Below are 15629 nucleotides of genomic sequence, written 5' to 3' on the forward strand. Positions count from 1 at the left end.
AGAAAAGTGTGAATAAAAAATGATATAATCATTTAAATAATAACATATTATAGGGGGGCTAGATTTTGAAAGAAAAAATTTTAGAAGTACTTGAGTATCTAAAGAATCAGGAAGTAGATTATGCAGATATTAGAGTAGTAGATAGAACTGTTGAAAGAATAAGTACAGAGAATTTAAAGGTGACTTCATTATTAAACTCTAGAAGTAAAGGAATTGGGGTTAGAGTTATTTATGATGGTTCTTTAGGTTTTGCAAGTACACAAGATTTAGAAAATATAAAAGATATAGCTAAGAAGGCATTAGATATTGCAAAGAGTAGTAGGACTCTTCAAAAGGAAAAGATTAGATTATCAGAAAAGGAGTCCTATGTGGATCATTATGAAACACCTATAGAGGTGGATCCTTTTAAGGTATCTAAAAAAGAAAAAATAGATCTTTTAATTAAGGCAGAAGAAGAGATGAGAAGGGGCACTAATCTTAAAAGAACAGAGGGATCTATGGATTTTCAAAAGGAGGAAAAGATATTTGCAGATACAGAAGGCAGCTATATAACTCAGACTCTTTATGAATCTGGAGCTGGAATAGTAGCTATCGCCTCAAATGACTCTGACATGCAAATTAGAAGTTATCCAAACTCCTTTAGGGGAAATCATGGTACAGCAGGATATGAATATATACTTAATATGGATTTAGTAGGTAATGCTAATAAGATAGCTAAAGAAGCAGAAGCTCTATTAGAAGCAGAGGAATGTCCAAATGGAGAACTTGACTTAGTTATAGATTCAGGACAATTAACCCTTCAAATTCATGAAAGCATAGGACATCCCATTGAATTAGATAGAATATTTGGATCAGAGGCTGCTTATGCAGGCATGAGCTTTGTTACTGTAGATAAGCTTAAAGAAGAGTTTAAGTATGGATCAGAGCATGTAACTATTGTGGCAGATGCAACAATAAAAGGAGCTTTAGGAACCTTTGGATATGATGACGATGGAGTTAAGGCCCAGAAAACAGTAATAATTGATAAAGGAATACTTAAAGATTTTCTATCATCTAGAGATACTGCTATAAAAATAGGAAGAAAATCTAATGGAACTAATAGGGCAGATGGATGGTATAACATGCCCATTGTTAGAATGACTAATATAAGTCTAATGCCAGGAAATTTTGAGTTTGATGAGTTAATAAAAGGCATAGACTATGGATTATATTTATGTACAAATAAGAGTTGGAGTATAGATGATAAAAGAGTAAACTTCCAATTTTCCACAGAGATAGCCTACGAAATAAAAGATGGAAAGCTTACAGGAAAAATATTTAAGAATCCAATATATACAGGAATAACACCAAAATTCTGGGGAAGCTGTGATGGCGTAAGTAATGAAAAGTATTGGAAGGTATATGGAACTCCTAACTGTGGAAAGGGACAACCAGGACAAGTAGCCCATGTAGCTCATGGCTCATCCCCAGCAAGATTTAGAAAAGTAAAGGTAGGTGTTAAAGATGTTAAATAAGGATAAGTGCTACCAAGTTATAGATAAGATATTAGAGCAGGCAAGATATTTTACCTTAATTAAAATAAATGTAGAAGAAGAGGGGCTAACCCGTTTTGCTAACTCTGAGATACATCAAAATGTATATAGTAATAACACAACTGTAAATATAACAGTTATAGATGGTAAGAAGATATGCAAGGTATCTACTAACCTATTAGAAGAAGATGAGCTAATAAATGCTCTAAAAGAGGCAGAATTAAATATAGAATTTTTACCAGAAGGAGAATATGAATTTTCTTCTCCAATAGAGCCCTTATTTTTAGAGGATGAGGGAATAGATGAAGGTTTAAAAGAAAGGTTTTCTATCCCTAATAGGGCAAAACTTATAGGACAATGTGTAGAAAACTTAGAGGAAGGATATAAAATAGCTGGCTCTCTATCTTTAAATACAGGGTTTGTAGCTCTTGGAAATTCGAATGGAATTAAAAGATATAAAGATATATTAACTGTAAACTTTAATGTGGTTGTAATTCATGAAGATGGAGCCTCAGGGTATGGGGAAGTCACAGCTAGTAAAGATGAAGATATGGACGTTTTAGCTATATTCAATAGAGCTTATGAAAAGGCTAGAATGGGAAGAAAACCGAGATCTATAGAGCCTGGATATTATGATGTTATATTAGAACCTTTAGCAGTGGGAGACCTTATAGATTTCATGAATTTTACAGGATTTAGTGCAGAAGATTTAAGGGAGGGATTTTCTTTCTTAAGCGGAAAGATTGGAGAGAAGGTATTTAATGATAAGATAACAATAAAAGATGATTTAAATCACAATGATACCCATAGAATACCTTTTGATTTCGAAGGATTTGAAAGACTTCCAGTAACCATTATAGAAAAGGGAGTATTTAAGGGAACTGTATATGATAGTAAAAACTCCATTCTTTGTAATGAAAAGAATACAGGTCATTCCTTTGGATATGGAGGGGGAGCTTTTCCTATTAATATAATAGTAGGGGAAGGAGAAGAAAGTATTAAAGAAATAATAAAGAAAAGTAAGAAGGCATTATTAATAACAAGATTCCATTATATGAATGTAGTAGATTCAAGACAAGGCCTATTAACCGGACTTACTAGAGATGGAGTATTCATGGTAGAGAATGGAGAAATAAAATATCCAGTTAAAAATATGAGATTTACGGAAACATTATTAAATGCTTTTAATAATGTAGAATATGTTTCAAAGGAGAGAGAAAAGGTACCATCATTTTTCGTATCACAACTTGTGCCTTATATGAAAATAAATAATTTCCATATAACAGGAAAAACAGAGGTTTAAAATAAATTAATGGGTTAAAACTAGTATATTAGTTTTAACCCATTAATTTTATTTATATGATATTGTATAAGAAGATTTTTAATACTTAGATTTTAAGTGTCCATCATTATGAAATACTCGTCTAAGATGTACTTCTGTGTAGAAAACACTGAATAAACATATAAATGCTGTAAAATATATAGTATATTGAAAAAGAGAATTTTTAAATATATACAAAACTAAAGTTAACATAGAGGACAATATACCAGAAAGCTCTAACATTTCTCCACAGAACCTGTTTCCTTCTAGCCAAGTATTATTATTTAGTGTAGAGAATTCTGTTATATAACCTACAGTAAATTCAGGATATTGAGAATGTTTAGTTCTTATATACCATCCCATAAAAATAAAAAGTATTGGAAAGAGCTCTGTAACTACTAACCAAAGAAAATGAAACATTTAGAGATCACTCCTTGATAAACATTAAATATAAATACATGAGATAAACTTTATTTATCTTAAATTATAGGAAAATAGAAAGAGTATAGTATAACTTAAGTTTATCATAGGAATATATCGATAAAGTATAAGAAATTTATATGTAATATAAGAAATTTTTATAATTAAAAAAGTTAATTACTTGTATGAGATAATTAAAATAAATATAGATATAAGTCAAATAATGGTTGATATAATTTGTTATTTAATGTATAATTTATATTAAAAGCATATAAATGTTATAATTTGTTTAATTAAGATTTAGGGAACAATATTTAATTTTTAATTATAGGATTAGGAAGAGAAAAAGAACTACTTATTATGGGTAGTTCTTTTTTATTTTTTGTTAAATTAAATCAATTAACTTCAATGCTTAAATATTAAGAATAAAAGGAAGATTTTTTGAATATTTATTAAGAGAGATAGATTTAATAAGTCAAAGGGGAGGAATAGGGTTGAGTAAGCTTGTATTATTCTTTCACCCAGGGAGTGAGAGAGAAGTTATTAAACATAAGGATGGATTTTGCCCATTACCTAAGGAAAGGGCACATACAAGAAAGTATATAATATCAAGAGGAAAAATACTAAAAGATAAAGAAGAGGAAAAAGTTTTAGGATTTTGGGGAGAGTGGGAAGGAACCTCAAAGTTTACCATGGTAAAAGAAATTCTAAAGAAAGAAAATCATCCAAGTGCTCTTCATCATACCTTAATTAAAAATTTTAATAAGGATGATACAGAATTAAAAATAAGTACGGATCCTTTAATAATGGGTAATATGTTTTTATATTCTAATTGTCAGCAGGATTATATAGAAGAATTGAAAACATTAGATCCAGGCGATGTATTATTATTTGGAACAGGAAGAAAGTCAGAGACTAGTAAAACTAAAAGGAAAAAAATATATGATACCTTTATATGTGATACTGTGTTCATAGTAAGGTATAGGATAGATAACATAAAAACTAGTAGCAAAGATGATTTTGAGAAGTCAGTTATAAGTTATTTAAAGAAGCATAAGGCACCTAAGAGTTATATTGATAACTTTGAAAGATTAAAGGAATGGTATTATTATAATTCCATAGAAAGTTTAGAGGATAATAAATATAGTCTTTATATTGGAGCTACTTATGAAGACAGTTATAAGGGAATGTATAGTTTTGTACCTAGTGTGGAAGTAGATTTACTTAGTCACCATATAGGATTTGAAAGACCAGATATATCTCCTTTACTAATTGAACTTCCGTGTTTTAATTATGTAAAAGAGGGGATAAAAGGTTTTGGAAATCAAAATGTAAATATAAACACAATAGCTAGTGGGAAAAAGTTATTTAATTCCTTAGTAGAGTTTATAAAAAATCAGAAGCTAGAAATAGGTATATCTTGTGATTTTTATCATGAAGAGTAAGTTAAATAAGTAAATTGTTTATAAATTAATCTACGTATATATTTAATTACCCTGGAATAACTGGTATAATAAGTAAAAGTATAAAGTATTAGCTGGAAATGAGGAGGGGTAATATGAATTTTTTAAAAATTGATGAGTTAAGATGGATAAATAATTATCTAGGTTTTAGCCCCACATTAGACAAGGAAGATTTAGAGCAGCTGAAACTCTTTACCTTCATGTGGGATATGTTTGAGGCAAAGGCATGTAAGGGTGTAAGCAAAGGACAGAACATTGCGGATTTTGTTCTTCATGAGCTTAAGATAGAGAGCTTAAATAGATCAGATAGTTTTGTTGATGCTTATTATAATTATTTTAAAAAGCGATATATTGAAAGTAATAAAACCAATGAGATTTTTAAAAGACTTACTATGAATGCAGATGAGACTTTCAAAAATGGTAATAATGAATTTGTAATTAAAGATTTTATAGAAAATGTATTATTAGAAGAGAATCCAACAGAGAAAAATAGACTGTTAGCTTCTTTATTAATAGTATATAAGTTAAGATGTAACTTCTTTTTAAGATCAAAAAATATAATAAATGTACATTCACAGTATAGAAACTTTACTGTGGCCAATCATCTAATTGCTAGCATATTAGATAAGTATAAAAAACAGGATTTAAAATAATATATAATTGTAAGTGTTGCCATAACCTTAAGGAAAGGGGATGGCAACACTTTTTTGTATGGATACATTTTACTTTGTATCCATACATTTTGGGAATTCATATTTAAATTATATAATTACAAAAGAAGATGATGTTAGGGGGATATTTATTATGAAAACTAAAAGAATAATTTTAATAGGGTTATTTTCAGCCTTGTGCTATATAGGAACAATTTTAGGAATAACCTTCTATATAGGAGGAAGTCCAACTATGGTACATTTAGGAACCACAGCAATATTTCTAAGTGCAATTTTAATTGGGAAGGATGCTGGATTTGCTGGAGCTATAGGATGTGCATTGTTTGATCTTTTAGATCCTAAATATGTATTATTTACTATACCAACATTTATAATTAAGGGCTTAACAGGATATGTGGCAGGTAAAGTAGCCTTTAGTATGGGAAAGGAAGGGAATAATCATATTTTAAATATAATTGGATTTATATTAGGGGGAGTAGTATCCTTAGGTGGATACTTCTTAGTAAACTGGTTTGTATTTTATGGATTTCATGTTGCTGTTTTAAAGCTAAGCTCATCTCTTATAACTACTTCCTTAGGAATAGCTATAACAATACCTATATCCTTAGTAATAAAACCATTGCTTAAGAAGGGGAAAATTAAAATTTATGAATAATATAGTTAAAAATTGCGCAGTGATTCATGATATATGCGGAATAGGAAGAGCAGCTTTAAGTACCATAATGCCAATTATGTCTATTATGGGATGTGAAGTATCATTTCTTCCTACTATGATTTTGTCTTCTCATACTGGAGGTTTTGGAACTCCAGCTAAAATGGAGTCTAGTGAATATATGAAAAATCACATAAATCACTGGAAGGATATAAATCCTTATTTTAATGGCATATATGTAGGGTATATACCCTCTCTCAACCATGGAGAAATAATTAAAGAGTTTATAGATAATTTTAATAAAAAAGACACAGTGTTATTAGTAGATCCTATATTAGGGGATGGGGGAAAACTTTACAGTAGTTTTACTGAGGAAAATATAGACATGATGAAGGAAATTATAAAGGGAGCTAATATAATCACCCCTAATTATACAGAAGCAACCCTCCTCTTAGGAGAAAAATATAAAACCACCATTTCTCTTAAGGAGGTTATATATTTAGGAGAGAGGCTTATAGGAAATAATATAGATAATGTAGTAATAACTAGTGTTCCTTTAGAAGATGAAAATAACAAGGCTAATGTATTTGTTATGGATAATAAGGGAGAGTATAAGATTATATCTACCCCATATATAGGAGGATCATATCCCGGTACTGGAGATGCTTTTACTTCAATACTTTTGGCATGGGTTCTTAGGAATGGTAGCCTTTATGAAGGTGCACATAAGGCAATGAATTTTATATATGAAATAATAAAAGATATGGAATCCTTAGAAGGTTATGATTCAAGAAGAGGTATTCCTATAGAAAAGTATTTAAGAAATTTAATTTAATAAGAAATATAAAAGGAATCTATCAATAAGTTTTGAAAAATAAATTGGTAGATTCCTTATTTTTATATGGACAATTAAATTTTTAAATTAATATATATAATAATACAAGATTAATTAAAAGTATTTTTAATAAATAAACTAAGATTTCATATTAAAAGACTATATAGGATTTTAATATAAATAATTAACTTATCCATTGAAATATCCTTAATTTATAAGGATTTAGTCAGAGGTATAAATTAAATTTTAAACTTAAATACTTATATTGAAATTTTCATGATAAGTTATATAACTAAGGTACTTGAATCTTCCCATACCCAATTAGGTCTTAGTTTTTTTATATCCTCAACAAGTTTATATAAAGCTAAATCCTTTTTCTTTGATTCTAGCATAATATCAAAATCTCTATCTATAACTTTACACATATCTAAAAACTCTATAAAGGATTCTGCATCTATAAAGTCAGCATGCTTTCTATCATTATCATAATCCCTAGGAGAGGAGAAATGGATTTTAGGAGGAAGAGATTCATTGTTCCAGGTATTAAAAATATCCTCAATAAAATCTTTTAAGTTTTCTCCAGAGTTATTGCAATTATGATGATGGACATCTAGGACCATGGGAAGACTTAAATCCTTACATAGACTTAAAACTTCAAGAATGTTAAAAGTTTTATCATCATTTTCTATTATTAATTTATTACTTATTTCCTGGGGAATTTTAGAGGTTATATTATCTTTGAATCTTTTAAGGGCAATATCTTTACCCCCTTTAGAACTACCTACATGTATAACCATTTTTCCTTTGGGATAATTTAAATCTTCAAATAGATGAACATGGGGCCAAAGATTTCTTATAGTATTATGGACCACCTCTGGACGAATACTATTTATTACGTTAAATTCATTAGGATGAGTATCTACCCTCATATTAGTACTGTTAATTAATTTCCCTACTTTTTCAAAGTCTTTTTTGAATATATTTCTATAATTAAATTCTACTTCAGGATGGGTAGAAAGAGGTATAAGGGTAGAGGTTATCCTATAAAAATGAATATTATTTTCTATGTTATATTCTAATATGGTGTGTAAGTCTTCTAAATTAGAAAGTCCAACTTTTTTTAATTTATTAAGTTTATTCTCTTCTCCTTGAATTTTATTATAGTTAGTAAAGGTAACAGTACTTGATGTTGTAACCTTTGGAAGATTTAAGGCTATAGCTACATATCCAAGTCTTATTTTCAATTTATTCACCTGCTTTTTTAGTAATTAAAAAATATATTATAAACTTATATCTTATTAATTTAATATTAAAATAGATGTATGGGAAAAACTTATTTTAATATTTAAAAGAATTTAATAAAAACATTAGATTAATAAGCTTATTTTACCTAGTAATAGTAGATATAATTCACAGAAAATAGTTTTATTTTTATAATAAGCATATAGTGTGGTACTTTTTATAAAACATAGAAATAAAGCTACTATTACTTATTGATTTTATCAATATCATAATAGTAGCTTTATTTTTATTCAATAGTTCTATCTATAGAATCTAATCCCTTATTAAACCATTGAAGAAGACATCTTTTTATAGGTTTAGCTTCATTATTTTCATTTACATAAGTTAGACTTTTATATCTTCCAACCTTCATAGAGAGATGTTCTATAGCTAAATTCCCTATGTATATAGGGGGAAGCTTTGGTGTTACAATTTCCTTAGTTAAAGAACACTTATCAGAAGATGTAAATACTATAAATCCTCTACATCTTAAAGGTCTTGTAGTATAAATACCACAAGATTTATCTTCCTTTAGGAACATACAAGGAGTGTCTTCCTTTAAATAGTTATAATACATATCATGAAGAGTAGTATGCTCTAAATCATGAGGAGATTTAGTAGTCTCCATCTTTTCCTTCATAGTAGTTATGTAAACTTCAATTTCTTTAATCTCTTCTTCAGTTTTAGTGGACTTTATATGACGTCTTATAGCCTCAGCTTCTATAGCAGTACATTCTAAATATAAGCTACAACAGCGGCTACAACCCTTGGTGCAAGGGGCATAAGTTTCAAATTGAGATATTCCCTCATCCACCATGGAATATATATTATGTATAAGTTCTTCACCTTTACTTATAGTTATATATTCATATTCTTTTAGGGAAAAAATATTTTCTAAGGCAAAATTTGATATTTTATCATAGGTTTCCATGTTCATGGAGTTGTTAAATACAATATTAACTCCTTTATGATTTTTACCTAGAGTCATATATTCATGGTTTTTATTTTTACAACAATCACCATAATTCTTTCCACTATTACAAGGACAATCCTCATTTATTCCTATATTCACCTTAATTTCTTTTGAGAAAATGTTTTCCATTAAAATCCTCCTATATAATAATGTCCAGCCTTAAGGGCATTTAGAGATTATTATAACATAGGATTAGAAAAATGACAAAGACAATAGTAAGAAGGTAAAACTTTGTATAAACATAATAGATGATAAAGTTATGTGGCAAGAAAATAGGAAATTTGGTATAATATAGGGTATGGGTTTGGGGTAAATATTGAAAGAGTAGAAGAGGAGGAAGTATATTTCTTAAGAGGGGGATTATTATGTGGTTTGAAAGGAAAAACAAAGGAGAAGTACAAAACACAAGTTTTTTAAATGAGGAAGGGGAAGAGAATAAGGAGATTGAGGGAGAGGGAATTAATATAATAAAACATAATCAAGAGATATCCATGGGAAAGCTGATAAATAGAGTAGAAGATGTTACATCTACCATAGATGGTTTATTATATTCAATAAATCAAATTTCTAATACTGTGGATAATCAATTTTTATTTGTCTCTAGAATTATAGAAGAAATAAAAGGACATACATCCCTATGGCATAAACTAAATGATAATATATTAGGATCAAGTGAAGAGGCAAATAAAACCATAAAAGTTGTAGAAGAGGGTAATTCTACCATACTTAATTCTTTAAATTCCATGAAAGAGATAATTGATAGTGTTACTTATATAAAGAATCAGGTGTTAGACTTAAATGATAAGTTTCAAAGTATAAATATGATATCTGATGCTATAAAGACAATATCTAATCAAACTAATCTTTTAGCTTTAAATGCAGCTATAGAAGCAGCAAGAGCAGGAGAATATGGACGAAGTTTTAGTGTAGTCGCAGGAGAGGTTAAAAAATTATCAGAACAGAGTAAAGATTTTGCTAATAATATAAGTGATATATTAAAGGATGTAAACTTTAGCGTTGAAAACACTTTAAATGCTATAAAAGAAAGTGATGATAAAATTAATATAGGAATAGAATTATCTACAAAAACAAAGAGTACTTTTAGTGGAATATCTTCAGCAGTAGAAAAGACTAAGGGCATAATAGGAGATATGAATGAATTAATAGAAGGACAGCTGTCATCAGTAGAATCTTTAAATACAATATCAGAGGATATAAATGAATATGCAGAAAAGAGCTTGTCTATTGTTGAAACTTCTTTAATGAGTGCTGAATTTGTTAAGAGTGCTTTAAAATCTCTAAAAGACTTTTCTATAGAACTTAAGGAAGAAAATAATATTTTATTAGAAACTTTAAATAGTATTAAGAATAAAAGCTATAGTGTAAATACCTCTTTAAATATTGGAGAAAATGCTCTAAGAACATTAGATCCTGTTTATGCGTTTCAGTTAGGAGAGGTTATATTATATCAGAGTATATATTCTACTTTAGTGGTTCAAAAGTATTCTCCAGATGTATTTCCTGGAATAGCTAAAAGTTGGTATTTAGAAGAAGATAATTTAACTTGGATATTTAAATTAAGAAAAAATATTAAGTTTCATGATGGAAGTGTTTTAAAAGCAAAAGATGTTAAGTTTTCTTTTGAGAGAGTTTTAAATCCTAAAACTAAGTGTAATGATTCTTCAGTATTAGATTCTATTAATGGGGCAGATAGATATATGGAAGGGAAGGATAACCATATAGAGGGCATAACGGTTATAGATGATTATACCTTAAAGATAACCTTATCCTATTGTTATCCAGAGTTTCTTATGAATTTAGCTCAACCTAGTTGTGCCATATTTAGTGAAAACGCTTATAAGACTAAAGGAGTTCTTACAAGCTGTGGAGCCTATAAGCTAGAAAAGATAGATGATAGAATAATAACCATTAAGGGTTTTGAAGAATATTATGGAGGAAAACCATACATAGATACTATAAATATAGATACGAAGGAGTTTGACTTAAAAGAAGTATTAAAAGCTGAAAAGTTTGATTTTTTAAGAAGTACAGGAGATTGGGAAGTCTTAAAAGAATATGAAGACAATGATGATTATAATATAGTATATTACAATAACTTAAGTACTAGATTGGGCTTTCTTAATCTTAATCGAAACAATATATTCTCTAGGGATAAGAGAGTTAGACAAGCTATAAATTATTGTATTAATAAAAATAATATTATAACAAAATGTCTTTTAGGCTTTGGAACTAAGTGTACATCCATATTTCCAAGAGGTATGTATAAAAGTGAAAATGTAGTATATGAGTATAATGTAGATATGGCTAAAAAATTACTTAAAGAAAGTGGCTATAATTCGTCTTGTGATATTTTTCAAATAGGGGTCAAGGAAGGATATAAGGATGATGATAGGGATATAGTCACAAATATAATAAAAGATATAGAATCCACAGGAATAAGGGTGGAGAAAGTAGAAATACCTAAAGCTAAATACTTAACTAATGAAGGTTTTTCAAAGGTGGATATGATAATAGTAAGTTGGACAGCTGATACTGGCGGCTTAGATAACTTTACACAAGCCTTATTTAATATGAGTACAAGCTATTTTAAAACTGGATATTTTAATGAATCTGTAGTAGAACTTATGAAGGAAGCAAGAAGAACTGTTAATCCTAAAAAGAGAATGGATATATATGAAAAAATGAATAAGGATATATTAGAGGATGCACCATTTTTATTTATAGCAAATATAAAGTCAGCTTTAATTTATAGTAATAAATTAAAAGAATTAACAATAAGCACCTTAGATAGATTTGTATTTGATGACATATCTTTAAAATAAGAAAAACATAAATTTTAATAAAATTTTGTACTTTGATTTTAGGATAAAGGTTAATTTTATAAATTATAAAGACTTTAAATATTGTATAGTGGAAAAGAGGCTTGTAGATAAGATATATCTACAAGCCTTATAAGAGAGTAATAGGCAAGGTATAGAGTTTAGGGGAAATACATTTAATAAGATTAGTATATCTAAGGTATTAGTAAGGTTACATAAAGGGTGAAAACTCTAAGGAATATGCTTATTCATATATCTATTTTTATTAGGATTATATAGGATCTAGTAATTTATATTAGGAATGATTATATTAAAATTCTTAGTGTAATTAAGATTTACTATACAATTTATAAGATAAAAAGATTGCATTACATATAACATTAGAAATATAATAAAAAGCTTATTATTTAAATAAGATAATATGAAAATTGGGGGAAATAATTATGGAAAGAAATAATAAAGTTAGGGGTAGAGGTATAAAAACAGAACTTCTACTAAAGCTTATTCCTTTAATACTGTTAGTATCAATAGCAATAGGGGGATTAAGTTACATAAGAGCTAAAAATACTTTAATGGATACTACAAATAAATATTTAAAAGAGGTTACAAAGCAATCCTCAAGTGTTATGAAGGGCGTAAAAGATAAATATACTTATATGGTTAAGTCTTTAGCCAGCTTAAATTCTATAGCTGATCCTAAAGTTCCAATTAGTGAAAAATTAGAGGTCCTAAAAAGTAATATGGAACAAGAAGAGCATGTGGAAGTCCTTCTTATGGACAAGGAAGGAAATGCAATAGATGCTAAGGGAAATACATTTCAAGTTGGAGAGAGAGAATATTATAAAGAATCATTAAAGGGAAAGGTATACGGAACTAATCCTTATTATTCTAAGTTTATAGACGATGTTGAAATAGCTTACTCAGCTCCTATAATATATAAAGGAGAAATTCAAGGAGTTTTAGCAGTAATAAGAAGTAAAAGTGATATTGATAATGTAATAAACAGTACGAATATAGGGGATACAGGAGTTTCGCTTTTAATAGATAAAAAAGGGAGTATAGTGTCAGATACAGATATTAACCTTTTAGAAAGAGAAGTTAGTGTTTTCGAAGCAGTAAAAGAGAATAAAAAGTTAGAGGGATATAAGGAAGCCATTGAAAAAGTTATATCAGGGAAAATAGATACCCTTGAATATGAGTATAATGGAAATATGTATTTTGGATCCTATGCACCAGTAGATGATAATAGTTTTATATTTGTATCCATTGAGGAAAATGAAGTTCTAGGACCTATAAATGGAATTATGACTATGTCTATAATTGTTACTAGTATAGCTATGTTACTAGGAGTAATAGTTATATATATAGTAGCTTTTAACATAAGTAAAAGATTATCAGGTCTAAATTTTTATATGGAGAAGATAAGTACAGGGGACTTTACAGGAGATATATCAGAAAAGGAATTAAATAGAAAGGATGAAATATCATCAATATATAGGGCACTTAAAAGGACAAAAGAAGATATAGGACATATGATATATGGAATAAAGGAAGAGTCTAAGGCTGTGGATATTCAATCTAATAATCTATCCTCTGTATCTAGTGAATTATCTTCATCATCAGAAGAAATATCTGGAGCTATTAATGAGGTGGCAAAAGGGGTAGGTGATGAGAATAGTAAATTAAATGATATACTTTTAGTATGTGAGGAGTTTGGAGAAAAAATAAACTCTATGAAGGGATATATTCAAGAAATTAATAAAATGTCTTCAGATGTAGATTTAAGTGCAAAGGAAAGCACCAAGGATATGGGTAAATTAAGAAAAGAAATACATGAGTTTAATGATAACTTTTATAGGTTTAGTAGTACTATACATAATATGAGCACAACTATTAAACAGATTAACAATATAACAAGTCTTATAAATAATATATCAGAACAAACCAATTTGCTTTCTTTAAATGCAGCTATTGAAGCTTCAAGAGCAGGGGAAGCAGGACGTGGATTTGCAGTAGTGGCAGAGGAAATAAGAAAACTTTCAGAACAGAGCAAAGAATCTTCAGGAAGTATATATAACTTAGTAACTTCTATAGTGAGTGAAATAGACATGATAGTAAATGAGACTAAATCTATGAATGAAGAGCTCAAATCTCAAGGAGAAGTGGTTGAGAAGTCTATGGAATCTTTTGATTATATTTCTTCAGCTATAAATAATATAACTCCTAAAATAGATAATGTAAGTAATTATTCTACAGAAATATATTTGAAAAAGAATCATATTATAGATAAAATTGAAGAATTGTCCTCTATATCTCAAGAAGTATCAGCTGCTTCAGAGGAGATATCAGCATCATCAGAAGAGCTTAGTGCATCATCAGAAGAGGTTTATAATTCTGCTTACACCCTTCAATTATCTGTTAATAAGATGAAGGAAGAAATAGAAAAGTTTAAAATTAATTAGTAATAATATAGACTCCTTTAAAATATTCTACATTGTAGAGTTTTTTTAAGGGGGTTTTTAATTTTGCATATAATATCTACAGTAGGACCTAACCTTTTAAATAACTGTAGTATTGATAATTTTATATTAGAAGGAACAACAGGCTTTAGATTTAATCTTTCCCATGGAAACATAGATAAGGTAAAAGAGCAAATAACATATATAAAGGATAATTATGAGGGGATATTAACTATGATAGATCTCCAAGGGAGTAAATTAAGGGTATCAAGGCTTTACAATAAAGTTGAAAAGGCTGAGAAAGATCATATTATATATTTTTGCTCAGAGGAGTTTTATAAGAGTGAGAATAAAAAGGACAACCTGCTTCCCATATATGTGCCAGGTGGATTTAAAAGATTAAGTTACACTAAATATATATCTATGAAAGATGGCACCATGAATTTTAAGGTGTTAGAGTTTGAAGAGGGAAAGTTTTTTAAAACTAAGTGTTTAGATGGAGGGATTATAAGAAAAGAGAAGGGCGTAAATATTTCCTCAATGAATAGGGAGGGGATAGGACTTACCCTAATGGATAAAAATAATTTAAGGGAGGTTTTAAAAGCAGAACCTGATATAATTCTTATGTCCTATACAAATTCTAGAAACATAATTGTAGAGCTTAGGGAATATTTAAGGGATATACCATACAAAAGTACATTGATATGGAGTAAGGTAGAGTGTAATGAAGGGATAAAAAATATAGAGGAAATTATAAAAATATCTGATGGGGTGGTCATAGGTAGGGGAGACTTAGTAGCAGAAATAGATATTAAGAATATACCCCTCATTGAAGATAATATAATAAGTATTAGTAAAAAACACAATAAAGATATAATAATAGCCACATATATATTATCTAGTATGAAAAGTTCAATAAAACCTAATCTTAATGAAGTTGAATGTATATATAATTTTATAATTAAAAGGGTAACTGGATTTATGATGACATCAGAGGTAAGCGTTGGGAAGTATCCTTTAGACTCCATAAGAACTTTAAAGTTTCTTATAAAAAATACGCTAGACAAGAGTTAAAAATAATAAACATTAATAATAAATGTTTTATAAGAAATTTATTTAAGAAAATAAAATACTTATAATTATACTATTGAAAAAATAAATTTATTAATATATAATGAAGAG

At 28.5% G+C, this 15629-nt stretch carries 12 protein-coding genes; 9 read left to right on the top strand and 3 right to left on the bottom strand.

What is annotated here, in order from left to right; translation table 11 throughout:
• The first annotated feature begins 65 nt into the window (after window positions 1-65).
• Together BR69_RS0115660 and BR69_RS0115665 are read left to right on the top strand one after the other, a co-directional pair.
• Window positions 66-1514 carry a TldD/PmbA family protein gene (locus tag BR69_RS0115660; protein ID WP_027634031.1) on the top strand — a complete coding sequence of 483 codons (1449 nt, stop codon included), beginning with the start codon at window positions 66-68 and terminating at the stop codon, window positions 1512-1514.
• Window positions 1504-2835, top strand: a complete 1332-nt coding sequence (locus BR69_RS0115665; protein WP_027634032.1) for a TldD/PmbA family protein — start codon at window positions 1504-1506, stop codon at window positions 2833-2835. Before BR69_RS0115660 ends, BR69_RS0115665 begins: the two co-directional genes overlap by 11 nt.
• 78 nt (window positions 2836-2913) lie before the next feature.
• Here the strand turns inward: BR69_RS0115665 and BR69_RS0115670 are convergent, their stop codons facing one another.
• Window positions 2914-3273 (bottom strand): SdpI family protein, encoded by a 360-nt coding sequence (locus BR69_RS0115670; protein ID WP_051623644.1) that lies wholly within the window; start codon window positions 3271-3273, stop codon window positions 2914-2916.
• A 494-nt stretch (window positions 3274-3767) separates the two neighbouring features.
• On the opposite strand from BR69_RS0115670, the gene BR69_RS0115675 reads away from it, so the two are divergent.
• From BR69_RS0115675 to BR69_RS0115690, 4 genes are all read left to right on the top strand, one after another.
• Complete coding sequence (locus BR69_RS0115675) at window positions 3768-4718, top strand: hypothetical protein (RefSeq protein WP_027634034.1); 951 nt, start codon at window positions 3768-3770, stop codon at window positions 4716-4718.
• A 113-nt stretch (window positions 4719-4831) separates the two neighbouring features.
• A complete protein-coding gene (locus tag BR69_RS0115680) occupies window positions 4832-5389 on the top strand; it encodes a hypothetical protein (protein ID WP_027634035.1) in 558 nt (185 codons plus the stop codon).
• Window positions 5390-5540: 151 nt separating this feature from the next.
• Window positions 5541-6062: an ECF transporter S component gene (locus tag BR69_RS20700; RefSeq protein ID WP_034850013.1), complete on the top strand. Its 522-nt coding sequence runs from the start codon at window positions 5541-5543 to the stop codon at window positions 6060-6062.
• A complete protein-coding gene (locus BR69_RS0115690; RefSeq protein ID WP_027634036.1) occupies window positions 6055-6894 on the top strand; it encodes a pyridoxamine kinase in 840 nt (279 codons plus the stop codon). Before BR69_RS20700 ends, BR69_RS0115690 begins: the two co-directional genes overlap by 8 nt.
• Window positions 6895-7178: 284 nt before the next feature.
• Here BR69_RS0115690 and uvsE read toward each other — a convergent pair whose 3' ends face one another.
• Together uvsE and BR69_RS0115700 are read right to left on the bottom strand one after the other, a co-directional pair.
• On the bottom strand, window positions 7179-8138 hold the full coding sequence (gene uvsE, locus BR69_RS0115695) for a UV DNA damage repair endonuclease UvsE (protein ID WP_027634037.1): 960 nt from the start codon (window positions 8136-8138) through the stop codon (window positions 7179-7181).
• Window positions 8139-8422: 284 nt separating this feature from the next.
• Window positions 8423-9277: a YkgJ family cysteine cluster protein gene (locus BR69_RS0115700; protein WP_027634038.1), complete on the bottom strand. Its 855-nt coding sequence runs from the start codon at window positions 9275-9277 to the stop codon at window positions 8423-8425.
• Between the two features lie 236 nt (window positions 9278-9513).
• Between BR69_RS0115700 and BR69_RS0115705 the strand changes: the two genes are divergently transcribed.
• The 3 genes from BR69_RS0115705 (at window position 9514) to BR69_RS0115715 (ending at window position 15521) form a co-directional block, all read left to right on the top strand.
• Window positions 9514-11991, top strand: a complete 2478-nt coding sequence (locus BR69_RS0115705) for an ABC transporter substrate-binding protein (protein WP_027634039.1) — start codon at window positions 9514-9516, stop codon at window positions 11989-11991.
• A gap of 440 nt (window positions 11992-12431) precedes the next feature.
• Window positions 12432-14450, top strand: a complete 2019-nt coding sequence (locus BR69_RS0115710; RefSeq protein ID WP_027634040.1) for a methyl-accepting chemotaxis protein — start codon at window positions 12432-12434, stop codon at window positions 14448-14450.
• 63 nt (window positions 14451-14513) lie between these two features.
• Window positions 14514-15521, top strand: coding sequence for a pyruvate kinase (locus BR69_RS0115715; protein ID WP_027634041.1), 1008 nt, complete (start codon window positions 14514-14516; stop codon window positions 15519-15521).
• Window positions 15522-15629: the final 108 nt, after the last annotated feature.

Origin of the sequence: Clostridium hydrogeniformans DSM 21757, from assembly GCF_000686705.1 — a bacterium.
Taxonomy (GTDB): domain Bacteria; phylum Bacillota; class Clostridia; order Clostridiales; family Clostridiaceae; genus Clostridium_Z; species Clostridium_Z hydrogeniformans.